Raw genomic sequence first — 22,758 nt, forward strand, 5'->3', positions numbered from 1 at the left:
TGGCCGAGACGACATGGCAAAGCGCCGCGAACTCGCGGTAAAGTAGTGACCGCTCATGCCCCAACCCCCGCCTCGACCCGCATCGCGAATGGGCGGACCTCCAAGCCCCGGGTCGACCAATGCATCGCCTGAAGCGCGCGCGAAGGAGTCCGAGAAGCAGCAGGGGACCTACTTCCTGGGCCGTTACCGTGTGGTCGACGAGATCGGGGTGGGCGGAATGGCGAGCGTTCACCTGGCTCGCATGGATGGCCCGGGCGGCTTCCAAAAGTGGGTCGCGATCAAGCGGATCCACCCTCATCTGGTCGAGGACGATCAGTTCGTCGACATGTTCCTCGATGAGGCGCGCATCGCGGCTGGCATCAACCACGCCAATGTCGCGCAGGTCTTCGACCTCGGGAAGGACGACAACACCTACTGGATCGCCATGGAGTACCTCCACGGCGAGCCGCTCCGGGAGGTGATGCGCCGCGCGGAGGAGCGCCGGCTGCGCATCTCGCCCGAGCTCGCTGCGCGCATCTGCTCCGATGCCGCAGAGGGGCTTCACGCCGCTCACGAGCTGCGCGGAAAGAACGGCCAGCTGCTCGGCCTTGTGCACCGCGACGTCACGCCGCACAACCTGTTCCTCACCTACGACGGCTACACCAAGGTCGTGGATTTCGGGATCGCCAAGGTGGCCGACCGGCTGTCGTCCACCCGCGCGGGAACGCTGAAAGGCAAGTTGGCCTACATGTCTCCCGAGCAGGTGCGCGGCAACGAGATCGATCGCACGACCGACGTGTTCGCGCTCGGGGTCGTCCTCTGGGAGCTCACGACGAACCAGCGCCTCTTCCGGATGGATACGGATCTCGACACGCTCGAGAAGGTGCAGGCCTGCGTGGTCCCGCCGCCGTCCACGATCGTGCCCGACTATCCGATCGAGCTGGAGAGCGTGGTCATGAAAGCGCTCGCCAAGCACAAGCAAGATCGCTTCCAGACAGCGCGTGAGTTCTCGCGAGCCCTGCAGAATTTCCTGATGAGGAGCGGGGTCTTCGTTGGCTCCGAAGAGGTCGCGCAGTTCGTGCAGCAGGTGTTCGTCGATCGCATCCAGAAGCGCGAGGCGCACCTCGCGTGGGCTGCCGAGGTGACGTCCACCATCAACGTCGAGCAGGTGCGCTCGCGCAGCTCGACGACGGCCACGGACAGCGTCGGGCTGCGCAGCCGCGGTCGGGAGCCTGAGCCGCAGCAGCGCCTCACGCCGCCGCAGATCCTGCGGCAGAACGCTCCGCCGGCGAGCGGGATCGCGCCGGTCGGGCGCCCGCCGTCGAGGGACGCGGACGACAGGCAGATGTCCGCCTCATCGCTGATGGACGACGATGAGGATGTCCCGACGACGGTCGCGACGCGCGAGCAAGCCGAGCCGGTGCGATCCCTTCCTCATGGGGAGCGCCCGATGATGCGCCCGGCGGCCGGCACGGTGCCCGAGCCGATGCCAGCGCAGCCTCGCCAGGCCGGCGTCCAGTCCGGCATTCCCACGGTGCGTCCTGGCATGCCGACGGCGCGCCCCGGCTTTTCGCCCGCCTACCCGAGCCCACCGCGCGTGCCTGGCGGCCACGACCCTGCTCCGCCTTCGCTCTCCTCGAGCCCGTACCCGCCGCGCGACTTCGACACCGGCGAGCTCGCGCGCCTCCCCAAGGGCGGCCTCCTGGACAGCGATCTGGGCAATCCGCTCGCGTCCACGCTCGCGCTCCCGTCGCAGGATCCACCGCCGGTTCTTCAGGGCGCGAGCGAGCCTGCGCGTCACGCGCGGGTGACCAGGACCCCCGCCGTCGCTGTGCCGTCGCCGGGGCACGCTGCCGTCCCGTATGCGCTCCCGTTCAATGGCCAGGGTCATGCCCCGGCCCATGCGCCCGCTGTCAGCGCGCCGGTGCAGGCGGCACCGGCGCCGATGACCGTGGGGCAGGCCCAGCTGTTCGCGTCCGCGGCGACAGCGCAGCCTCCGCAGTCGCAGATCGAGACCGCGCTCTCCCTGCCGCGCCCGGATCCGGCGGCCATCTGGGCCGCTACGCAGGACGCGGCGTCCAAGGGCAACGGCAGGAACACGCTCGTGCTCGTGGCCGTCATCACCCTCACCGTGCTGTGCGTGCTCGGTATCGGCGCGTTGATCTACATGAAGACGAGCGCCGTGCAGTCCTCGCCCTCCATGGGCGTGGACGCTGTCCCTGCGTCGCCCGCCTCGACGGACGCGACCACCACGGGCCAGTCGAGCTCCTGCGTGCAGGGGCGCCCCGCGGGGGCCTTTCGCGCGCGCGGTCTCGCCCTCCACGACCGAGCGTCCATCGTTCACCCCGGCCCGAACAGCCCGCAGCGCCTTACGATGAAGGGATGAAGTCTGTCCACCGCCGCTCGAACGGTGCCAGGGCGCGGCACCGCCCCGGCGAGCGAACCCAGCTGCGTATCGAGGCGCTGGCCGCCGGGGGCGCGGGGGTCGGTCGGCTCGCGGGCGAGGTCGTCTTCGTCCCTGCGACCGCGCCGGGGGATCTCGTCGAGGTCGAGCTCGACCGGAGCGCACGCCCGGCGAGGGGCAGGCTCCTCGGTGTCGTCGAGCCGAGCGCCGATCGCGTCGCTCCGCCGTGCCGCTTCGCGGACGCCTGCGGCGGCTGCGACTGGATGCACCTCCGTATCGAGGCGCAGCAGGTCGCGCATGAGCACATCGTCCGACAAGCCATCGCGCGGGCGACGTCGCTCGCCGAGGCCGAGCTGCCGCCGATCCGCGTCCATCCGGCCCCCCTGCCGCTCGGCTACCGGTCGCGGGCGAGGTTGTTCGCGCGCGCGGAGCGCGGCGAGGTGCGCGTGGGCTATCGCGCGCCGAGGACGCACGCCGTGGCGGCGGTCGATCGCTGCGTGGTGCTTGTCGACGCGATCGCGCCGCTCGCCGGCGAGCTGCCCGGCGTCCTCCGTGGAGCCGTGGGGGAGGGCGATGTCCTGATCTCGCTGGGCGCCTCGAGCCGCCCGGTGGTCGAGATCCTGTGGCGTGGTCAGCTGCCGCCGGCCGTGTGGCAGCGGCTGGACGAGCGCACGGCGCGCGGCGAGTGGGCCGGCGCTCGCGTCACGCTCGACGGCGCGCGCGAGGCCGCGTCGTTCGGCGATCCGCGGCCCGCGATCCTGGGAGCGGACGGCCTGCCGCTGTTCCTCGCGCCGGGCGGCTTCGGGCAGCCGTCCGAGGAGGGGGCGGCCGTCCTCGCCCGCCGCGCCGCCGAGCTCGCCCACCTCGACTCCACCCGGCCGCCGCACGTCCTTGAGCTGTTCGCCGGCAGCGGGACGCTCTCCGTGCTGCTCGCGCGCGGCGCGCAGCGACCCTCCCCGGCCGCGGAGCCCGCCGGGGCCGCGGCCTCCGGCCACGCGGGGCTCGCGTCCTTCACGGCCGTCGAGCTCTCGTCCGAAGCGGTCGCTTGCCTGCGGCAGAACCTCGCCGCTCGAGGCCTCGCCGGCAAGGCGATCGAGGCGGACGCCGATCAGCACCCGATCCCGGCGCGCACCGACGTCGTGGTGCTGGATCCGCCGCGCAGCGGGGCCCCAAGCGCGGCGCGCGCGATCGCCGCCTCGAGCGCGCGTGTGGTCGTCTACGTCTCGTGCGACCCGGCCACGCTCGCGCGCGATCTCGGCGGGATCCTCCGCGGCGGCTTCGAGATCACGGACATCGAGGCGGTCGAGCTCTTTCCTCAGACGAGCCATATCGAGTCGATCGTCCGGCTCTCCCGCGCCCGCAGATCCGCTCGCTGAGCCGCGCGGGTATGCCGGCCTGCTCGCCGCGCCGAGCGCTGCTCCGACGAGCTCGGCCGGAGGGCTGCGCGCGGGCGCGTGGCGCCGTCGCCCGGCGGCTTGCGCTACGCTGCCGGGGATGATTCACCACCTCGACGATCGACTCCGCGAAGAGGCGCGGCGCTATCGTCTCGTGTTCGCCTGCCCCGATTGCGCCTCGTTCGATCCGGTGGCCCCCGACCCCGATGAGGCGGGCGCCGGGCCGCCTGGCTGCGGGCCTCGTTGCTCGCTTGGCTACCCGGTCGCGCCGCACCTGAGCACCTCGCTCGAGGGGCGCGACGAGATCATCTTCTGCAAAGCGTTCGAGCTGCGATGAGCCCTCCTGCCGGACCTCCCCCGCCGCCCAGGCGGGGCCGGTCGCACCCCCCGTCGCTGATCCGCCTCGCCGAGCGGCTGATCCGGGACGAGAGGCTGCTCGCTCGAGGCGAGGTCGTGCTCTGCGCCTGCTCCGGAGGCCCCGACTCGACCGCGCTGCTGCACGTCCTGGCGCTGCTCCGGCGGCGGATCGGCCACGAGGTGGTCGCGCATGGCGTGGACCACGGCCTCCGCGCCGCGGCCGCGGCCGAGCTCGCGATCGCGCGCGACCTGTCCGAGCAGCTCGGGGTTCCTTACGCCGAGACCCGCGTGGACGTGGCTCCCGGCGCGAACCTCCAGGCCAGGGCGCGCGCCGCCCGGTTGGCCGCGCTGGCGGCTGCAGCGGCGGCGTGCGGCGCCCGCGCGATCGCGACAGGCCACACCGCGGACGACCGGGCAGAGACGGTGCTCTTGCGCCTGCTACGGGGCGCGGGGCCCCGTGGGCTCGCCGTCCTGCCGCCGCGCGCCCGGCTCCCGTCCGACGCCGCTGGCGCGGCGTGCCAGGACCAGGAGCCGGGGTCGGCGGCGAGCATCGAGCTCATCCGCCCCTTGCTCCAGGCCCGCCGCGCCGACGTCCTCGCCCACCTCGGCCGACATCGACTGGCGTTCGCCGAGGATCCCAGCAACAGGGATCCTCGTTTCACGCGCGTCCGCGTCCGCCGCGAGCTCCTCCCGCTCCTCGAGGACCTGTCGCCGGCCATCGTCGAGCACCTCTGCGCGCTCTCGGACATGCTCGTCGCCGGGCGAGATCGGCCGCATGGCGGCGATCCAGACGTCCTCGACGGCAGCGAGCCGCTGTCGATTCCGCTCGGTCGGGCGCAGCGATTCGCGATCGAGCGGGCTCGCAAGCTGGGGCGGCCGCTGCGCGTCCGCGTTCGCGGCGGCAAAGACATCGCCGTGGGCTTTCCAGAGGAGTCCAGCGTGCTTATCGAGGACGGGTCTGCACGTCGCGGGACCTGACCGCATGCACCCCACCCGCGGCCCCTGTCGAGTCCCCTTTTTTCGCTGCGTCACCACGGTGGAGACCTGCGGTCGACGACCGAGCCGACGGGTGGCATGCTGACTGGAACACGCGTACAATTTCAGTACACGCCGGCTCGCCGCCGCGAGCTTAGAGGGTCCTCGTGAAGCAATCGCACAAGACGCTGCTGCTCTGGGTTCTGCTGATCATGATGTTCTTGGCGATCTGGCAGTTCTTGAGCCCGGATTCCCGGCCCGCCACACAAGTCGCGTTCAGCGAGTTCATGGCCCAGGTCCAGGTCGAGGCCAAGGACAAGGATCCGCACGTCGAGTCGGTCACGATCAAGGACCGCGAGTACACCTTCTGGGTCAAGGACCCGAAGAGCGGGACGAAGACGAAGAAGGTCACGATCGGGCCTGACAACGCCGACGAGATCACGAAGACGATCGTCGACAACAAGGTCGCGGTGTTCTTCGAGAAGGAAGAGACGTCGCCGTTCTGGCCGGGGGCGATCATGTACCTCCTGCCGACGGTCTTCCTGCTCGTGATGTTCTATCTGTTCATGCGCCAGCTCCAGGCCGGCGGCGGCAAGGCGATGAGCTTCGGCAAGTCGCGCGCGCGGCTGCTCAGCGAGGCGCAGAACAAGGTGACGTTCGCCGACGTCGCGGGCATCGACGAGGCGAAGGACGAGCTCGAGGAGATCATCGCGTTCCTCAAGGACCCGAAGAAGTTCCAGAAGCTCGGCGGCCGGATCCCCAAGGGCGTCCTGATGATGGGCCCCCCCGGGACGGGCAAGACGCTCCTCGCGCGCGCGATCGCCGGCGAGGCGGGCGTGCCGTTCTTCTCGATCTCCGGCTCGGATTTCGTCGAGATGTTCGTCGGCGTCGGCGCGAGCCGGGTGCGCGACCTGTTCGAGCAGGGCAAGAAGCACGCGCCGTGCATCATCTTCATCGATGAGATCGACGCGGTCGGCCGCCACCGCGGCGCGGGGCTCGGCGGCGGTCATGACGAGCGCGAGCAGACGTTGAACCAGCTGCTCGTCGAGATGGACGGCTTCGAGTCGAACGAGGGCGTGATCATCGTCGCCGCGACGAACCGCCCCGACGTCCTCGACCCTGCGATCCTGCGGCCTGGCCGCTTCGACCGGCGCATCGTCGTGAACCGCCCCGACGTGCGCGGACGCGAGGGCATCCTCCGGGTGCATACGAAGAAGGTCCCGCTCGGTCCGGATGTCGACATGGAGATCCTGGCGCGGGGCACGCCCGGGTTCGTCGGCGCCGACATCGAGAACCTCGTTAACGAGGCGGCCCTGCTCGCGGCGCGTCAGGACAAGGACGTCGTCACGATGGTCGACTTCGAGATGGCCAAGGACAAGGTGCTGATGGGCGCCGAGCGCCGCAGCATGGTCATCAGCGACGAGGAGAAGCGGACCACGGCCTACCACGAGGCCGGGCACGCGCTCGTCGCGAAGCTCCTGGAGAAGTTCTCGGATCCGGTCCACAAGGTGACGATCATCCCGCGCGGCCCGGCGCTCGGCCTCACGCAGCAGCTGCCGAAGGAGGACCGGCTCAGCATGTCGCGCGACTTCGCCAAGGCGCGGCTGTCGGTGCTGATGGGCGGCCGCGTGGCGGAGGAGATCGTGTTCGGCCAGTTCACGACGGGCGCGGGCAACGACATCAAGCAGGCGTCGAACCTCGCGCGGCGCATGGTGACCGAGTTCGGCATGAGCGACGTGATCGGGCCGATCTCGTACGGCGCGGACGAGGAGAGCGTGTTCCTCGGGCGCGATTTCACGAGCCGGCGCCGCGACTACTCGGAGACGATCGCCAACCAGATCGACGACGAGGTGCGGCGGTTCATCCTCGACGCCCACGCGGAGGCGCGGCAGCTCCTCACGGACAACCGCGAGATCCTCGAGCGGCTCGCCACGGCGCTCCTCGAGCGCGAGACGCTGGACGCCGAGGAGGTCGACGCCATCGTCGGGGGCCGCGAGCTGCCGCAGCGCCAGCGCGTCGTGATCCCGAGCTACAGCGATCGGGATCGCGCCGCCAAGGAGAAGCGCCGCGCGGCCAGCATCTTCGGCACCCCGAAGCCCGCCCCGAGCACCTGATCCCGGAGCGCAGGGGTGGCGCCCGACGCCTCGGGCGGCACCCCCAACGCGCTTGCGGCGCCGCGCGGGATGGCGCGGCGCCCCGAGTCCCCTCGATTCCCTGCCCCATCAGAAGAGCGCCGCGCGCGGCCGGCGCGCTCCCCGGATCGCCTCAGGGGGCGGTCAGCGTTGCCTGCAGGAACGCCCACTGCTGCAGATCGGCCGGGCGGCCGTCGTCGTGCGCGCGGTTCGCGCTCGTGAAGATCGCCTTGGCGCCGTCACCGAAGATGAACAGGCCGTAGCCGAGCGCGAGCCGCAGCGGCTCCCATGGCTGCAAGGCGAGCGAGAGATCGATCTCGTGGCCCAGCGTCCGGCTCTCGTTGTCGCTGGCGGCGCCGACGGGGAGGAGGCGCGCCGTCACCCACCTGCCTGTTGGAGAGGCGAGGCCGACGAACGTGTATCCGGCGGAGACCGTCAGCGGCTCGAAGGGCGAGGCGCGGACGCTTCCGCCCCCCTCGATCACGTTGGACCACGCGTAGAGCCCCATGGGGCCGTGGTTGTCCTGCGCGTCGGGCAGGATCGGATCGAAGCGGCGCTGCGCCTCGCCCACCTCGAGCGCGCCATCGTCGCCCGTCGCGTAGGCGCCGCGGGCGCTGAAGGTGAGGTGCGCGGGGAGCGCCGTCTCGAGCTCTGCCCGCGCTGCGGCCGCGAACGCGCCGAGAGCGCGGTCGGCCGCGAACGTGGCCACGCGGCCGAGCTCGTACGCCCCCTCGAGCGCGTAGCGAAAGCCCCGGCGGTCGCCGGAGACGCGCGCGTCGAGGACGACGGTGTCGCCGGGCGTCAGCCAGGTCGGGCGCGGCTCCCGGGTGATGCGCGCGAGCGCCGTGGCCTCGAGGTGGAGCAGGGGAGCGACCCGCCAGATCGCGTTCAGGCCGTAGAGCTGGGCCCCTGTCCCGGCGGCGATGGGCTTGCGCGTCCCTGCCACCTCGGGCGGAGCGCCTCCCGGCGCAGCGAGGAGCACGGCCATCGCCTCGATGTCGACGTTGCCGAGCTGCAGCCCTGCGCGCACCGCATCGAGCGATCGCCCGGTGAGCGTCTCGTCGTCCGCTCCGACCAGGCGGCCATCGCCCCACGCGATCCGCTGCCGGCCCAGCCGGACGAAGGCGCGGCGTCCCGAGCGTGTGTGCAGATCGATGTACGCCTCGTAGGGCGCCGTCTCCGGGAGGGCCGGCTCGCCCGGCCCGACGAAGATCGCGTCGTCGTTCCCCCAGAGCCGCGCGTCCTGCAGCGTGACGACGCCCGTGACGGGGCCGCGCTCGACGGTCAGCCCGAGGCGGGCGCGCTGGGCGAAGAACCACTGCGTCTTGACGACGTTGCCGGTGTCGCTGAGCGGCGGCAGCGCGCCTCCGAAGCCCTCGGCGAGCACCGCGTTCGAGCTGTAGACGTCGCCGCCCGTGTCGACCGGGTACCGGCGGAACTCTCCGCGGAGCCGGAGCTCCACCGAGGGGCGGAACGTGAACCCGCCGACGGCCAGGCCCTCCGACTGCGGCGACGCCTGCGCCGCCGCCCTTCTGGGCGCGAACGTGAGCGCGAGGAGCGCCGATCCCAGAGCGATGGAGGCGAACGGCAGGGATCGGATCATCAGCGAAGAGGGCCGGTGCGCGGGGTCGTCGGACTGCAGATGTGCGGCCAGGACCGCGGCGTTCGGGCGGGCGGCGCTCCTGGATCGCTCGCGGAGGATAGGCGTCCCGATGCGCGTCGGACAAGTGGGGAAGCGGCTCCGCTCCTTCCCGACGGCCCCGGCGTCCGGCGGGGACAGCTGGCGTGCCGCGCGCCATGCGGCGTGCACCAAGCGCCATGCGCCTGGCCGCCGACGTCAGGGATCGAAATCGTCCTCGCCGCGCGACACCGGCGGCTTGGGTGGCTTCGGGGCGGCCCCTGCGCTGCTCCCGCGCCGCGGCGGCGACTTCACGCTCGCGGCGGGCTGCCTCGGAGGCGGTCGGCTCGCCGCGCCCCGCCGCGCCGGAGCGTCGCCCGAATCGACGGCGAGCACCAGATCGAGCGCGAGCTTGGACGCCCTGCCGGCGTGTCGATCCGCGGCCGCGCCCGCCTCCGCGATCACGCGCTCGGCCGCCTCGAGCTCGTGCTTCACCTCGCGGCGCTGCGGATCGTCCGCGAGCGCCTCGGCCCATGCGGCCGCCAGCGACGCCCGCTTCTTCTCGAGCTCCGCGGCGCGGTTCGAGAGCTCGCCGAGCTGCTTCGACGTCGCGAGGGAGCTCTTCAAGGACGCCTCGAACGCAGCGATGGTGTCCCTGTCCTCCGCGTCCAGCGCGCGCCCGCCTCGGGCGCTCACGATCCGCGCTTCTGGCACGAGCTCGACCTGGAGCAGCACGCCCGCCGCGCGGAGCTCCGCGGCGCGCGCGCGCGCCGCTTCGAGCGCCGCCTTGCGGTCCGATCTCGGATCGAGCCCCAGCGCGCGCGAGAGCTCGGCCGGCGCCGCGTTCGAGAGCTCCTCGGTCTTCAGCGACTCGTCGCGGAGCGCCCGGGCGGCCTCGAAGAACTCGTCGTAGGGCTGCTTGCCCGTGCGCAGGGCCCGCCCCTGATCGAGCAGCGAGACCTGCGCGGTGCACGCGGCGAGCAAGGGCGCGGGCGGCGCGACCAGCAGCAGCGCGAGCGCCGCCGCGCGGAGCCGGCTCGCGCGCTCCGGCGGCCTTGTCATCCACATTGGAGGATGACCCCCCAGAGCTCGTAGCTCGCGGCAGGCTTCGAGAGGAACACCACGCCCACGTAACCGGAGCGCGACGACACGCCGAGCACGCCTTGCCCGAAGTTGCCGGCCGGCGGCGAGAGCGCAATCGGATCCCCGATCGGGGAGAAGTCGGCGGCCAGGGTCTGCGCGCGCATGGCGCGGCTCCCCGGAGGGCCTTCGGTCCACACGAGGAGCCAGCGTCCATCGCCGAGCCCCGCGATATCCGGCGCGAAGGCGTCTCCCCCGGGGCCGCCGGAGGGGAGCGGGATCACCTGGGTCGACCCGGGGATGGTACCGGGAGCGGCCTGCCCGGCGCGGATCTCCCATCGCCCATCCGCTGGCCGATCGGCAAAGACGACGGCGAGCGCGCGCTCGTTCCATCCGAGCGATGGCTTGCCGATCGAGCCTCCCGAGCCGGTCACCCGGGTGAGCTCGCCGACGGGCTTGCGCTCGGCGTCGAGCCAGCCTGCCCACACGGCCTTCTCGCGGCGGAACGCGACGGCGTAGCCGCCGGAGCCGGCCGCGAGCGCGCGCGGCGCCTCGAGCGGCTCATCACCTTGCACCGGCCAGAGCGGGGAGGGGGCGGCGTCGGGGGCATCGGCCGCCACCAGAGCGCCGTTCGCCAGACCGACGACGAACGATCTCGGCCCCGGCACGCTGACGGGGGAGCGGATGGCCTGCTGCGCGGCCGTGAGGACGGTGAAGCGCTCCTCGACCGGCGAGATGCTCACGATGTCGGCGGCCTCCCGGTTCGAGAACCGCTCGCTCCGCTCCCCGGTCGCGGGATCGATCTCGAGGCCGACGGCCTCCATGGGGCTCTTCGCGTACCCCACCACGAGCTTGCCGCCCTTCGTTGCCGTGACCTCGAAGGGGATGCTCTTCGCAACGAGCGGCGCCCATGGCTGGGGCTGACGCGCCACCCAGCAGGGCTTCGGCGGGACGGGGATCGCCGAGCGCGCGGCGTCCTGCGCTGCGCCGAGCGCCGTGCGCGCCGTCCCGACCGGCTGCCGCGCGGTCATGACGGAGCGGCGGCCCGCGAAGAAGGCGACGACGCTCATGAGCAGCGCCGCCCCGCAGAGGCCGATGAGCGACGAGACCGGCACGGTCACGGCTGCAGAGAGCCCCTTGCCGTCGCCGCGTCGCGCCGCGAGCGCGCGCGGGTTGAGCGCTGGCGGGCCGTTGCCCGATCCAGGGACGGAGCCGCGATCCGAGCGCTGGCCCGAGGTCTGGAGCGCGTCGGCAGCCGCCGGGCTGCGCTGCGGGTTCGGCAGCCCTGGCAGCCCTGGCCACGAGCGCATCGCCGGGTGCCCCTGCGACGCGCTCGATCCGACGCCGACCGACGGGATCGTCGCGTACTCGCGGCGCCCCATCGGCGCCTCGGCGGCCAGAGGAGAGCGCTTCGTCTCGCTGGGCACGGGCGGCCCGGGGAGCTCCGGGGTCTCGCGGTGCAGCACCGTGGTGGAGGGCTCCGGGGCGTCGCCGCGATCGCGGCTCGCCGCGGGCTCGCGGCCGTCGCCAGCCGGCGCGTCCTCGGCGCTGCGGGGCGAGGGACCGTCGGTGGAGGTCGCTGGGCTCGCAGGGCGCGATCCTGGTGACGCCATCGCCGTGGGGACGGCGCCCGTGACAGGCGCAGCGTCGGCCGGCGGGGCCGGCGCGGCGATGGGCAAGGTCGGAGCTGCCAGCGAGGCCGACGGCGAGGGGGGCGCTGCTGCCAAGGGCGTGGCGCGGGGCGCGTCCGCGGGGGGGCGCGGCGGCGGCGCGGGGAGCGCTCCGAGACGGACGAGGGCCTTTGCGCCGGCCGCCGTCTGATCCGATGCGTCAGGCGCCCGCGGGCCCGCAGGCCGCTTCGCGGCGACCGCGGGGAACCGGACCGGAACTGGAGGTGGCGGCACGGAGCGCTTCCCCGTAGGCGCAGGGCGCTTCGTGGCGCGGCCGGGGCTCGAGGGCGCCGGCGGCGTCGCCGAGAGGGGCTTGCCGGCGCCTTGATCGGCGCCGGTCGTCGCTCCGCCGCGCCCATCGTTCTGCGGCGCAGCGCCCGTCAGCGCCGCGTCGCGATCGAGGGGGAGAGGCGGGGGCCGGGGCGGTCTCGCCTCCGCGCGCGACGTCGTACCGCCCGCGGCCCTCGGCGCTGCACCCGGCCTGCTGGGCGCAGCTGCCCCCGGCCTGCTGGGCGCAGCCGCGCCCGCCGCGCGCCTCGGCGGCGCCGGTGGATCGCCGTCCGCCGTCGCGCCGGCATCGCCCGCGGCGCTGCCTGCGTCTGCGGCAGGGCGCTGACCCGCCGAGGTCTCCTCGGGTTCCTCCGCCCCCGAGGGGAGCTTGGGCGCGCGCGGGATCTCGGTCGTTCCCTGGTCTCCGGGCGAGGGACCGTCGTAACGGGGCAGCTGGGTGATCGCGCGGGCGACCCCCGCATCGAACGTTCCGCCCGCGGCTGGCACGACGATCGGCGCGTTCTGTCCGCTGGCCGGCGCGTCTGCCGGCGCCTCGACGCCCGTGAGCGTCCGCATGGACTCGCGCTTGCGCGGCGGCGGGGGAGGCGGCTGCGGTCGCGTGGTCGCCCGGGTCGCCTGCTGCGCCGCCGGCTTCCGCCCGTTCGCGGACCTCTCCGCGGGCGCCGGACCGATGGGCTGGCCGCTGCGCGCGGGCGCCGGACCCAGATCCTCGATGAGCTCGATCTCCAGCGCCGCCCCGTCCTCGCGAGCGGCCTCTTCGGCCCCGGCGGCTGGCCTCTCGGGCGCGACGGTGCGCGCCTCGGGCTTGCGCCGGAGCTGGGCGGCATCGGCGAGCTCAGGCTGCCTGGACGCGGGCGCCCAGGCGTCCATGCCCTTGCGCCAGACGAGCGTGGAGCCTGGAATGATCCCCGCAGACAGCGCGCTGCGCAGCTCGGCGGTGCTCAGGCTCCGCTGGACGCCGCGCTCATCCGTCCATCTCCACGCGCTCAACGGGGGCCCCTCCGCCAGCTGGTAGAGCGCCGGAATTTCAGGACGTGAACCACGACGATCGCGATCGTACCGCGCGTCGTTTGCAAAGAGATCTTCTTTCGTGCGCCCACGCAACCGCACGTCCACTCACGACGAAGATCGCGCTGGTCGCTCATGAGCCCTTCCCGCGCCCTCGTCGCCGCAGTCCGCTCCGTGCTCGCCGCCGCTGCGCGCACGCTCAGCCCGCCGGCCTGTGCGGGCTGTGACACCCCGATCGACGATGCCTCGGTATTCTGCGCCGGTTGCGCGCAGACCTCCCTGCCCTACGCAGGTGGGGCCCCGCGAGGGGGGGCGGGCACGCGCGCCGCGGCGGGGACGCCTCTCGTCGCGTTCGCTCCGTTTGGAGGGGCGGTCGCGGAGGGGATCCGGCGCTTCAAGTATGGAGATCGCCCCGATCTCGCGCGCCCACTCGGCCGGTTGATGCTCTGCGCGGCGCGCGACGCGGAGGTGCGCGTCGATCTGGTTGTCCCGGTGCCGCTGCATCCGCGCCGTCTCGCCGAGCGCGGGTACAACCAGGCGGCCCTGCTGGCCGCGCACGTCGCTGACGGACTCGCGGTGTCCTTCGCCCCGCGGGCCCTCTGCCGTGTCCGTCCCACCGCGCAGCAGGCGCAGCTCCCGCGCGACGTCCGCCTGCAGAACGTGGCGGGTGCGTTTCGCGTGCGCGCGCCAGAGCGCGTCCAGCGCCGGAGGGTCGCGCTCATCGATGACGTGGCCACCACGGGGGCCACGCTCGCCGCGTGTCGAGATGCGCTCCTTGGCGCGGGCGCAGCTTCGGTGATCTACCTCGTCCTCGCGACGGCCGAGAGCGGGGCGGGCGAGCTCAGAAGCTCACCTCCGTCAGCTCACCGCACTTGACGCGGACGGTCCTGCCTTCGGTGAGCCACCGCGTGCCGTCGCGCGTCGGCTCGCCCAGTCGAACGAAAAAGCGCCCGCAGCGTACCTCGACGGGTCGATCGCTGGGCCCTACCGGCACGCCCGTCACGTAGACGGTCGCGTTCCGGGAGGAGCTGATCTTGAGCAGGCCGTGGCCCTTTCGCGGGGTTGGCAGAGTCGTCGCTGCAGCGTCGACGGATGTCTGCTGTTGAAGGGTTGCCGTTTCGATAGCGGGTAGTGCTGGAGGTGCCGCGGCCTCGGAGGCTGGCAATGCTGGAGGCGCCGCGGCCTCAGCACGTGGCGTCGGGGATGCGGTCGGCGTCGGCTGCGCGGTGGCGTCGGTCGCGCTCGCCGGGGGCGCGGCTGCCAGCTGCACGGGGACGGCCGCTTGCTTTGAAGCCACAGCGGTGATGCTTACAGGACTGCCGGTGACCACGGTCGCCGGTCGAGACGCTCGGCCGTGTGCCGCCAATTGGGGCAGGCTCGTCTCGACGGTGTAGACCCCCAGCGCAAACAGGATGGTTGCAGTCGCGAGCGCAACCGCGGCGGTGCCGAGCGGCGAGAGCGGCTTCGACAGAGGGGCCTCGGCTGAACCGGCTTGGGGCGAGACCGAACCAGGTTGAGGCGAGGGCGGCTTCGACGGGGGGCCCTCGTCCGACCCAGGTTGAGGCACGCCCACGCCTGACCCAGGTTGAGGCACGCCCGACCCAGGTTGAGGTTGAGGTACGTCCACGCCGGCCGACCCAGGTTGAGGCACGCCCGACTCAGGTTGAGGTTGAGGTACGTCCACGCTGGCCGGCCCAGGTTGAGGCATGCCCGATCCAGGTTGAGGTTGATGAGGTACGTCCACGCTGGCCGACCCGGGTTGAGGCACCTTCACGCTGGCCGACCCAGGTTGAGGCACATCCGCAGGTTGAGGCACGTCCGACCCAGGTTGGGATACCTCCTTGTCCGTCAAGAACATCGGGCGCCACTTTAGCGGGATCGCTGCCGCACCGGATTCCCCGGTCGGCGGCCCGCCCGCCGGACGCGCAGGAGCTTCGCCGTCGGAGCCCACCGCGAGAGCAAGCACGAACGCTGATTGTGTGCTGGAATACATGCGTGTACGTCGTCGCACATCCACTGACGTGGATTCGCAGGAGGTTGCCGCGCGGTCGTCGTGTGCTGGCCGCCGGGGTGCTCGACACCCTCGGGCTCCTGGATCGCTTCCTCTGGCTGCGCGCGAAGCTCCGGCTGCCCGTGCTCTCCGTGTTCACCTACCACCGCATCGCGGACGTCTCGGAGGTGGACGAGCTCGATCCAGGGGTCGCCGAGGTGAGCGCGCGCGAGTTCGAGGAGCAGCTCGCGGTCATCAAGACGCACGGCACCGTGGTGTCCCTCCGGGATGTGCGGCTCCTCGCGAAGGGCCGGAAGCTCCCGCCGAACCCCGTCATGGTCGCGTTCGACGACGGCTACCGTGACAACCACGACGTCGCGTTGCCCCTCCTCGAGCGCGCGGGGGTCCCGGCCACGTTCTTCATCGCCACCGAGTTCCCCGACAGGGGCCGCCTCTTCTGGTGGGATCGCGTCGCGCTCCTCATGCACCGGTGCCGCCGGGCGCGCGTCGAGATCGCCTACCCAGCGACGCTCGTGCTCGAGCCGCTGCGCGACCCGATCGCCGCGGCGATGCTCGTCTGCCAGACCATCAAGCACACCTCCGGGGTCGACATCGGGCGCCTCTGGGACGAGATCGAGCGCGCCACGGGGGTGTCGATCGACCTCGGCGAGGAGCGCGCGCTCGCGACCAGGACGATCATGGACTGGAACCACATCGGGGCGCTGCGGCGGGCGGGCATGGACGTGCAGTCGCACTCGCACAGCCATCGTGTCCTCCAGACGCTCTCGCCCGAAGAGGCCACTCGCGATCTTGCGCGCTCCCGCCGCGTGCTCTCCGACGCCCTGAACGAGGCCGTGTATGCGGTCGCGTACCCCGTCGGATACAGCCTGTGCGGCGCCTTCCCTCGCGCCGTGAAGGACGCCGGCTTCGAGATCGGCTTCACCAACAACTCCGGCCTTTGCATGCTCTCGTCCTTCGACCCCCTGAACTTCCCGCGCATCGCCATGGACCGCGGGCAGATCGGCGCGCTCTTCAAGCTCAAGCTGCTCATCGGCCAGCGGCCCGGCTCTCGGGCCAGCCGCTGATCGAGCAAAGACCGCGCGCCGATCCGCCGCCGCGCACCCCGAGCGCCTCCGCTCGCTCGACGCCGCCTCGGCCGGCGCGCGTGTGGCCTGGGCTGTGCACGTGCACGTCGCTGGTCCGGTTCTGCACGCGCATGGCCTCGATGGGCCACGAAAGCTGCTGCGCAGCCTGTTCGACGAAGGGGGGCTCCCGTGAAAGGCACAATCCATGAACGCAGCTTCCGCGCCGCCGCCTCGATGCTCGGCGCGGCCTCGCTGATCTCTGTGGCCCTCGCGTCGGGATGCGGCGGCGCGTCGACGCCCGCCGCCTCCGTGAAGGCGCCCGCGCGGCCCGCGCAGGCATCGTCCGATGGGCAGGGCGCGCGGGGGGCGAGCGTCGAGCAGCGCGAGCAGCGCGAGGCCCAGCGCGCCTGGTGCGTGTACCTCGAGGAGCTCTACCAGCGGGCCACCGATCAGGCGAAGGGCTGGCCGAAGTTCGACCAGTGCACGCAGATGACGACGATGGCCTCGCCGAAGATGCTCCGCGCGACCTCGGAGTGCTCGCTGGCGGCGCTGCGGCGCTTCGATGGCGATCCCTTCACCGCCGCCTATGCGGAGGAGGTGAGCCGCTGCGGCTCCGAGGCCATGACGGCCACCACGCTCCCGCGCGCCGATCTGGCGCCGTACATGGCCGTCCTCTGCGGCCGCCTCGCCGGGTGCGGAGACCTCGACTACGACACCTGCCGGCAGAGCCTTGAGGAAGGCCTCGGCCCGCAGCTCGAGCGGGCGATCGGCGCGATGAACAGCCGCGGTCGGCACGCGGTCCGCGCCTGCTTCGGCAAGCTCGCGTGCGGCGGTGATCTCGGCCCCCAGATCTCCGCGTGCCTCGAGCCCATCATGGACGACCTGCTCTGGCTGCCGGGGTGAGCGGCCGGCGCGCCGCGCCCGGGGCTCCTGCGCGGCGCGGCGGTCAGCCGGCGGCGCCCGGCAGGCGGCAGCGCGCGATCAGGGGGACGTGATCGGACAGCCCTGCGAACGCGCCCTTGTGCCCGAACGGGTGCGTGCCCGTGAAGTCCAGCCACTCGAGGCGCTCGGACGAGTAGACGTGGTCGAGGTGCATGCGGAGGTTCATGAAGCCGGCCGTCGGGAAGGCGCGCGCCTCCGTCTCGGAGAGGCATCGTACCTTGGCGAACGCGTCAACGAAGCCGATCTCCTCGCGCAGGAAGCGATCGACCGGCGAGCCTGGCAGCGAGTTGAAGTCGCCGACCACCACGAAATTGTCGCTCCGGCGCTCGCGGCGGACGAAATCGGCGAGCACCCTCGCCTCCTCGATCTGATTCGGCCCGAACCCCATCCGCGCCTCGCCGGTCCAGAACTCCCGCGAGAACACGCTCGGCAGGCTGAGGTGGGTGTTGAACACATCGAAGCTCAGCCCGCTCTCGTGCTCGAACGACACGTGCGCGCAGATGCGCGTCTGCTTCAGGCTCTTGACCCCCCGCCGATGGGTGATGTCGTGCGGGCGCTCCGCGTTGTGGTGTCCGATGTGGAATGTGTCGCGCGCGAGCACCGCGAGCCCGGTCGTGTAGATGTTCGTCCGCGAGGTAAGCCTGTAGGCGTGCGCGGGGAAGTAGTAGGCGACGTAGCGCTCGCGCCGCTCTGCCTGCGCCAGCGCCGCGTGCAGCTCGGTCATCAGGCGATCGAGCTGGGTCTCCTCCGGGTGCCACCGCGGGTTCATCGTCGAGGACCTCAGCGACTGGGTCTCGACCTCCTGGAGGCACACGAGATCGGGCAGCGGGGACATCCGCGCGAGCGTCGTCGCGATCCGGGTGATGGCGGCGCTCGTCGAGGCGATGCCCCGCGTGCCGTGCCCGAAGTAGCGGACGTTATAGGTGACGATCCTGAGCGGCGTACCGCCGTCGCCCGGTGTCCCGGGGCCGCGGAGAGCGCCGGGCGCCGCGCGCGCCGAGGTCGGGTCCGGCGCCTGCTCCGCCGGTGTTGGGCCGCTCGAACGAGGTGGGAGGCGTCGCTCGGTCATGTATCCTCTCGCCCATGGGCAAGAACATCATCGTTTCCGAGGATACCATTCGTGACCTGCTGGAAGCGCATGCCTCCCTCTCCGCCTGGTATTATGAGCTCTGGTCGGCGCTGCGGGTCGCGAAGGCCTCGGCGAGCGCCCCCGATGATGCGGCCCGTGCGGCGTTTGTCGAGCGGATGGCCACGAGCTTCCCGGAGGTCGCGTCGATCGCCCGCTCCATCCAGGTGCCGAGGATGTTCGTCCCGCCGCCGCCCGCCGTGAGCGTGCCCCCCACAGCGGAGGTCGAGGCGGGAGGAGAAGAGGCCCCGACAGCGATCGAGCCCGCGCCCGCCCGGCTGCGGGAGCTCCACGGCCAGCCACCGAAGAGCCAGCCAGGCTCGGGTCCTACCGATGAGTCCGCCCCGGCGCCGTCGCAACCTGCGATCGCCCCTCCACCGATGGTGGTCCCGTCGACAGTGAAATACGACACCTGACATCGAGTCGCCGCTCGGCCGGACTCGCGAGCTCTCACCACAAGGCACGCCTCGCGTGCTCGCCCCCAGCGCGCCTCGCGCGCCGCTCCTCGCACGAACCGTCAGCGCGCCGGGCCGCTCGTCGACCATCCGCTGCGCCGCTTGGGCCGCGACCTGGAAGGCGCCGAGATCGAGGGCGGCGTCGCTGAGCGCCCCGAGCGCGAGCGCGTCGTCCTCGTCCCGCGAGCCGCTCGTCGCAGCATCGGAGCGCTGACCTCGCCTCGCGCTGGCGCTCCGCCCTGGGCGCGCCGCGGCTCTCTCGGGGGCGTCACAGGCTCGATCCGATCGCGAAAGAGCTTGCCTCGCCGGTCTGCGCCGGCAAGCTCGCCGCTCCAGCGCATCGTTCGATCGATCGACCAGCAGCGCGCAGCGCGGAGGAGATCGCATTGCCTGTCCAGACGGATGGCGACCGCCTGCAGCGGCTCTGCGCCGCGACGCTGATCCTGCACCTCTGCGCCGCGTGTGCTCGCCGCACCTCGCCGGAGGCGGATGCGACCGCGGCGTCCTCACCGGATGCGGGCGCGACCGCGGCGCCCTCGCCGGAGGCGGACGCGGCCGCGGCGCCCTCGCCGACGTGGCCTGCGGATAACCCGCCGGGCGACGAGATCACCCCCGTCTACGGGAAGGCCGAGGGCGCGCCGGAGCCGCTCGCGGCCCGGCTGTGCGACGCGCTTCACGCGTTGCCCGCGCGGCGCAAGGCGGCGTGCTGCGGCGGCGCTGCGGGCTTCCACGCCGCCGCCGAGTGTGCGCGCGCGCTGAGCCTCGCGGTGCGCACGCGCGCGGTGACGCTGTCGACCGACGAGGTGGGCCGCTGTGTCGAGGCGATGGAACGGTCGCTCGACGGGTGCGACTGGGTCTCTCCGCTCGCCGCCCCGGTCCCGCCCGCGTGCGAGGGGATCGTGCAGGGCGCGCTCGACGAGGGGGCCCGGTGCCGGTCGTCGCTCGAGTGCGCGGGCGGGCTGCGCTGCGATGGCGCCGGCCCCACCGACGCGGGCACCTGCCGCGCCCCGCGCGCCGTGGGGCCCTGCGGCCTCTCGGTCGACGCGCTGGCCTCGGTCACCCGGCAGACGCGCTACGCCGAGGCGCACCCCGAGTGCCACGGCCACTGCGCCGGCCGCGCGTGCGCGGATGACGTCCCGCTCGGCGGCCGCTGCGAGGCCCACGCGGCCTGCGGGCGGGGCCGCCGCTGCGTCGACGCGCGCTGCAGCGAGGCGGCGCTGCCCCCCGCCGGCGCTGCCTGCATCGGCGGGCTCTGCGCGGCCGGCGCGCGGTGCGTGGACGGGCGCTGCGCGGCGCCGAAGGCCGAGGGCGAGGCCTGCACGCGCGACGGCGAGTGCCGCTCCGCGTGCGTTCGACGAGGGCGCGGGGCCGCCGCAGGCGGCGCGTGCGGGATGCGATGCGCGGCGCCGTGACAGGCGAGCTCCGCGCGCGGCGCCACGTCGGGCGGCTCAGGGCCGGAAGTGGCCCTGGGTCGCGCCCTCCCAGGCCGTCGCGAGGTAGGGGAAGGCCGGGAGGAAGCGCGCGTCGTTCGCGGCGACGCCGTCCCCCGCCGTCGTGCCGAGCGCGCCGGTCAGCATGAGCGTGAGCACCGCGTCGGTGACGTCGGTCTGCTCGTGATCCGCGCCGGGGACCAGCGCCCGGCCGTTCGGGAAGCCCGACGGCATGCCCAGATCGATCCGGAGCACGTCGCCGAAGGTCTCCAGGTTGTGCCCTCCGAGGCTCGCGGGCTTCAGGTTGAAGGTGTCGATGAGGTCGGACCGGCCCTGCTTCAGCGCCTCGGGATCGAAGGCCGCGAGCGGCTGGCCTGCCTGGTAGAGCCCGGCGAACTCGGCGTCGCGCACCAGGATCGGGTTCAGGAAATAGGCCCCGAAGTTGGCGAGATCGTCGCGCGGGTGCGCGCGGTTGTACTTGTCCTTGTCCTGCAGGCCGATGATCCAGGTGTTGATCAGCGGCAGGCCGACACGCGAGACCTGGACCCAGGGACCGAGGCCGTCTTCCTTGCCGTTCGCGCGCAGGATCCGCACCTTGCGGCGGCTCGCGGAGGCCCAGATGCCGAGCGTCTGCCGGTCGCTCGGCCCCGGCGTCGGCTCCGCGCCGCCGTTGACCGCGGCGAGCGGGATCTCGAGCGCGAGCGTGTGGACGTTGAAGCCGGCGAGGTTGTCGCGCGCGGTACACGACGGGTTCGGCGCCGCGAGGAGCGGGCACAGCCCCGCCAGATCGGACGCGCGGCCGAGATCCGCGTAGTACCCGTCGTCGCGCGGCCCGGCCCAGGCGCGCCCCGCGCCGCCCGCCATCTGCTTGAGGAACTTCGAGGACGTCGCGAAGGCCGGGTAACCGCCGCCCGTGATCCGGTAGGCGAGCTGGTTCGTCCTCCTCCCGATGTTCGGCGGCGCGACCGGGGCGTCCCTCAGGAGCACGGTCGACGCTCCGCCCTCGATCTTCGTCACGGTGTACGTCTGCTCCCCGCCGGCGAGCTGCGAGAAGAACTCGTTGCCGCCGCTCGGCGCCGGCGTGATCCCCGCCGGATCCGCCGCCGGGTACGGCCTCGTCGAGAACCGGAACTGATAGGTCAGCGCGTCCTCGAGGCTCGACGGCCCGCGCGCGACGTGCACCTCGTAGAGCACGTCGTCCGAGAAGCCGTGGAAGTTCGGCCCGCTGGCGGGCTCCTCGAGCGGAATGTAGCTCGCGAGGATCACGAGGTTGCCGCCTTCCACCCACGCGTACAGGTCGGTGTTGTCGGCGGCCGGATCCCTCGCGATGGCCGGCGCCTCGCGGTGGCTCGACGCCGCGGCGAGGCCGGGCGCGCTGAGCGCGACGGTCGCCGTGAAGACGGCGACGGCGCGCGACGGTCGGTGGATCATGCGTGCGGGTCCTTCCATCGCTCCTCTGCGGCTCATTGCCTGAGCAGGAACACCGAGCCTTGCTCCTGGGCCCTGTGATCGACGAACGCGAAGACGTCGGCGCCCCTCGCCCGGTGCAGCCCCCCGGGCTCGTCGTGGCCAGGCGCGCCGGCGGCCGTCGCCGACCGCGCCCCGGACGCCACCTCGATCCATACGACCTCGTCGGCGCCTCGGGTCGGGTCGCGCGTGAGCACGAGCAGCGCCGCGTCGTCGCGCGTCAGCGCGATGCCGCACGGATAACCGACGTGGAGCCCGGTCGCGAACGGGCTCACGAAGCCGTCCTCGATCCTGAAGATGGTCGCCGTCTTGTCGGGGCTCGCGAGGGTGTCGCAAACGAAGATGTCGCCCGGGCCGGCGACCGCGATCCCGCTCGGGTCGACCAGCGGGCTCCCCTTGGCGAGCGCCGACACCTCGCCGCCGCGCGCCGGCAGCGAGAACACGCCGGGCTGGCCGTCGTCGCGATCGCGCCCCGAGAAGATGATCCGCTCCTCGTTGTCCGCGCCGCGGGCGACCTCGAGGCCGCGCGCCTGCAGCCCCTCGCCGCCGTCGATCGGGGCGACCGCGCCGTCGGGCAGGTCGATCGCGAAGAGGGCGCCCGCGTCGTCGAGCGCCGGGCCGCCCGCGCCTGGGTCGGCCACGAAGAGGCGACCGCCGTCCGCGCTCGTCGCGATCCCGAGCGGCGCGACGAGCGGCGGCCCGGCCGCGATCTCGGCGGCGCCGGCGCCGCCTTGCGCGCCGATCCTGAAGACGCCGGCCCTGCCGTCCGCGCCGAGGCCTGTGAAGTATACGTAAGCTCCGCCGGCATCCGGCGTCGCGTCGAACGCGATCGCCGGGACGAGCGGCGAGACCGCATAGGGAGCATCACCCCCCGCGCCGCCCCCGCCTCCCGTACCGCTCGCCGCAGTTGTGCCTGGCGCACCTCCGGTGGAGCTCGCGCTGGTCCGTCCGGGCGGATCCTCCGCGCGGCTGCAGCCCGGGTTGCTCGCGGCGGCCGCGAGCGACGCGACAGCGCACAGCACACCGGCGCTCCGCCGGAAGTCCCCCCTGGCTTCCGTCATGCCTGCTCCTCCCGAGGGCGCCGTTCGTGCGCTCGGCTCGCGCGGCGCGCGCTGGCGCACGCTGGCGCACGCGACGCGAGCCGCACGGCGATCGCGCGGCGCTGGACGCTGCCCGTTCTGCCATGGGGCTCCCGGATCGAGTAGGCCCCGGCCGGGCTGCGCGCGACAAAGCCGCGTGCACCCTGCCTCTCGTGTCCGGGGTCGCCTGCCGGCGCTCAGGCCCATGAGCAGCGCCGCCGCCCGGACGCCGTTCCCCCGTCGACCCGCTGACTGCCCCGTTTTATAACGAAGTCA

At 73.0% G+C, this 22,758-nt stretch carries 16 protein-coding genes; 10 read left to right on the forward strand and 6 right to left on the reverse strand.

The window, feature by feature from the left end; all coding sequences use genetic code 11:
• The first annotated feature begins 88 nt into the window (after window positions 1-88).
• The 5 genes from POL72_RS43550 (at window position 89) to ftsH (ending at window position 7,223) form a co-directional block, all read left to right on the forward strand.
• Window positions 89-2,365 carry a serine/threonine-protein kinase gene (locus POL72_RS43550; RefSeq protein ID WP_272102799.1) on the forward strand — a complete coding sequence of 759 codons (2,277 nt, stop codon included), beginning with the start codon at window positions 89-91 and terminating at the stop codon, window positions 2,363-2,365.
• Window positions 2,362-3,759 carry a class I SAM-dependent RNA methyltransferase gene (locus tag POL72_RS43555; RefSeq protein ID WP_272102800.1) on the forward strand — a complete coding sequence of 466 codons (1,398 nt, stop codon included), beginning with the start codon at window positions 2,362-2,364 and terminating at the stop codon, window positions 3,757-3,759. The genes POL72_RS43550 and POL72_RS43555 overlap by 4 nt, the downstream gene beginning before the upstream one ends.
• A gap of 118 nt (window positions 3,760-3,877) precedes the next feature.
• The gene (locus tag POL72_RS43560; protein WP_272102801.1) at window positions 3,878-4,114 is read left to right on the forward strand and encodes a hypothetical protein; all 237 of its coding nucleotides are present in this window, start codon (window positions 3,878-3,880) and stop codon (window positions 4,112-4,114) included.
• Window positions 4,111-5,112 (forward strand): tRNA lysidine(34) synthetase TilS, encoded by a 1,002-nt coding sequence (gene tilS / locus POL72_RS43565; RefSeq protein ID WP_272102802.1) that lies wholly within the window; start codon window positions 4,111-4,113, stop codon window positions 5,110-5,112. Before POL72_RS43560 ends, tilS begins: the two co-directional genes overlap by 4 nt.
• Before the next feature lie 164 nt (window positions 5,113-5,276).
• The gene (gene ftsH / locus POL72_RS43570; protein WP_272102803.1) at window positions 5,277-7,223 is read left to right on the forward strand and encodes an ATP-dependent zinc metalloprotease FtsH; all 1,947 of its coding nucleotides are present in this window, start codon (window positions 5,277-5,279) and stop codon (window positions 7,221-7,223) included.
• Window positions 7,224-7,374: 151 nt separating this feature from the next.
• Here ftsH and POL72_RS43575 read toward each other — a convergent pair whose 3' ends face one another.
• The 3 genes from POL72_RS43575 to POL72_RS43585 all read right to left on the reverse strand — a co-directional run bounded on the left by POL72_RS43575 (window position 7,375) and on the right by POL72_RS43585 (window position 12,890).
• The gene (locus tag POL72_RS43575; protein WP_272102804.1) at window positions 7,375-8,844 is read right to left on the reverse strand and encodes an alginate export family protein; all 1,470 of its coding nucleotides are present in this window, start codon (window positions 8,842-8,844) and stop codon (window positions 7,375-7,377) included.
• Between the two features lie 234 nt (window positions 8,845-9,078).
• The gene (locus POL72_RS43580) at window positions 9,079-9,927 is read right to left on the reverse strand and encodes a hypothetical protein (protein WP_272102805.1); all 849 of its coding nucleotides are present in this window, start codon (window positions 9,925-9,927) and stop codon (window positions 9,079-9,081) included.
• The gene (locus POL72_RS43585) at window positions 9,918-12,890 is read right to left on the reverse strand and encodes a GYF domain-containing protein (RefSeq protein WP_272102806.1); all 2,973 of its coding nucleotides are present in this window, start codon (window positions 12,888-12,890) and stop codon (window positions 9,918-9,920) included. The genes POL72_RS43580 and POL72_RS43585 overlap by 10 nt, the downstream gene beginning before the upstream one ends.
• Window positions 12,891-13,043: 153 nt before the next feature.
• Here POL72_RS43585 and POL72_RS43590 point away from each other — a divergent pair, with 153 nt between their 5' ends.
• The 3 genes from POL72_RS43590 to POL72_RS43600 all read left to right on the forward strand — a co-directional run bounded on the left by POL72_RS43590 (window position 13,044) and on the right by POL72_RS43600 (window position 16,886).
• Entirely contained in the window at window positions 13,044-13,784 is a 741-nt protein-coding gene (locus POL72_RS43590) for a ComF family protein (protein ID WP_272102807.1), read from the forward strand.
• Window positions 13,785-14,945: 1,161 nt separating this feature from the next.
• Entirely contained in the window at window positions 14,946-15,983 is a 1,038-nt protein-coding gene (locus POL72_RS43595; protein ID WP_272102808.1) for a polysaccharide deacetylase family protein, read from the forward strand.
• A 189-nt stretch (window positions 15,984-16,172) separates the two neighbouring features.
• Window positions 16,173-16,886, forward strand: a complete 714-nt coding sequence (locus POL72_RS43600) for a hypothetical protein (RefSeq protein ID WP_272102809.1) — start codon at window positions 16,173-16,175, stop codon at window positions 16,884-16,886.
• Between the two features lie 43 nt (window positions 16,887-16,929).
• On the opposite strand, the gene POL72_RS43605 is transcribed toward POL72_RS43600, so the two are convergent.
• Window positions 16,930-17,994 carry an endonuclease/exonuclease/phosphatase family protein gene (locus POL72_RS43605; RefSeq protein ID WP_272102810.1) on the reverse strand — a complete coding sequence of 355 codons (1,065 nt, stop codon included), beginning with the start codon at window positions 17,992-17,994 and terminating at the stop codon, window positions 16,930-16,932.
• A 14-nt stretch (window positions 17,995-18,008) separates the two neighbouring features.
• Between POL72_RS43605 and POL72_RS43610 the strand changes: the two genes are divergently transcribed.
• On the forward strand, window positions 18,009-18,467 hold the full coding sequence (locus POL72_RS43610) for a hypothetical protein (protein WP_272102811.1): 459 nt from the start codon (window positions 18,009-18,011) through the stop codon (window positions 18,465-18,467).
• A gap of 425 nt (window positions 18,468-18,892) precedes the next feature.
• The gene (locus POL72_RS43615; RefSeq protein WP_272102812.1) at window positions 18,893-19,918 is read left to right on the forward strand and encodes a hypothetical protein; all 1,026 of its coding nucleotides are present in this window, start codon (window positions 18,893-18,895) and stop codon (window positions 19,916-19,918) included.
• 36 nt (window positions 19,919-19,954) lie between these two features.
• Here the strand turns inward: POL72_RS43615 and POL72_RS43620 are convergent, their stop codons facing one another.
• Both POL72_RS43620 and POL72_RS43625 read right to left on the reverse strand, forming a co-directional pair.
• Window positions 19,955-21,367 carry a DUF4331 domain-containing protein gene (locus POL72_RS43620; protein WP_272102813.1) on the reverse strand — a complete coding sequence of 471 codons (1,413 nt, stop codon included), beginning with the start codon at window positions 21,365-21,367 and terminating at the stop codon, window positions 19,955-19,957.
• A 32-nt stretch (window positions 21,368-21,399) separates the two neighbouring features.
• Window positions 21,400-22,464 (reverse strand): NHL repeat-containing protein, encoded by a 1,065-nt coding sequence (locus tag POL72_RS43625; protein ID WP_272102814.1) that lies wholly within the window; start codon window positions 22,462-22,464, stop codon window positions 21,400-21,402.
• Between the last annotated feature and the right edge of the window lie 294 nt (window positions 22,465-22,758).

Source organism: Sorangium aterium, assembly GCF_028368935.1.
GTDB classification, from domain to species: Bacteria; Myxococcota_A; Polyangia; order Polyangiales; family Polyangiaceae; genus Sorangium; species Sorangium atrum.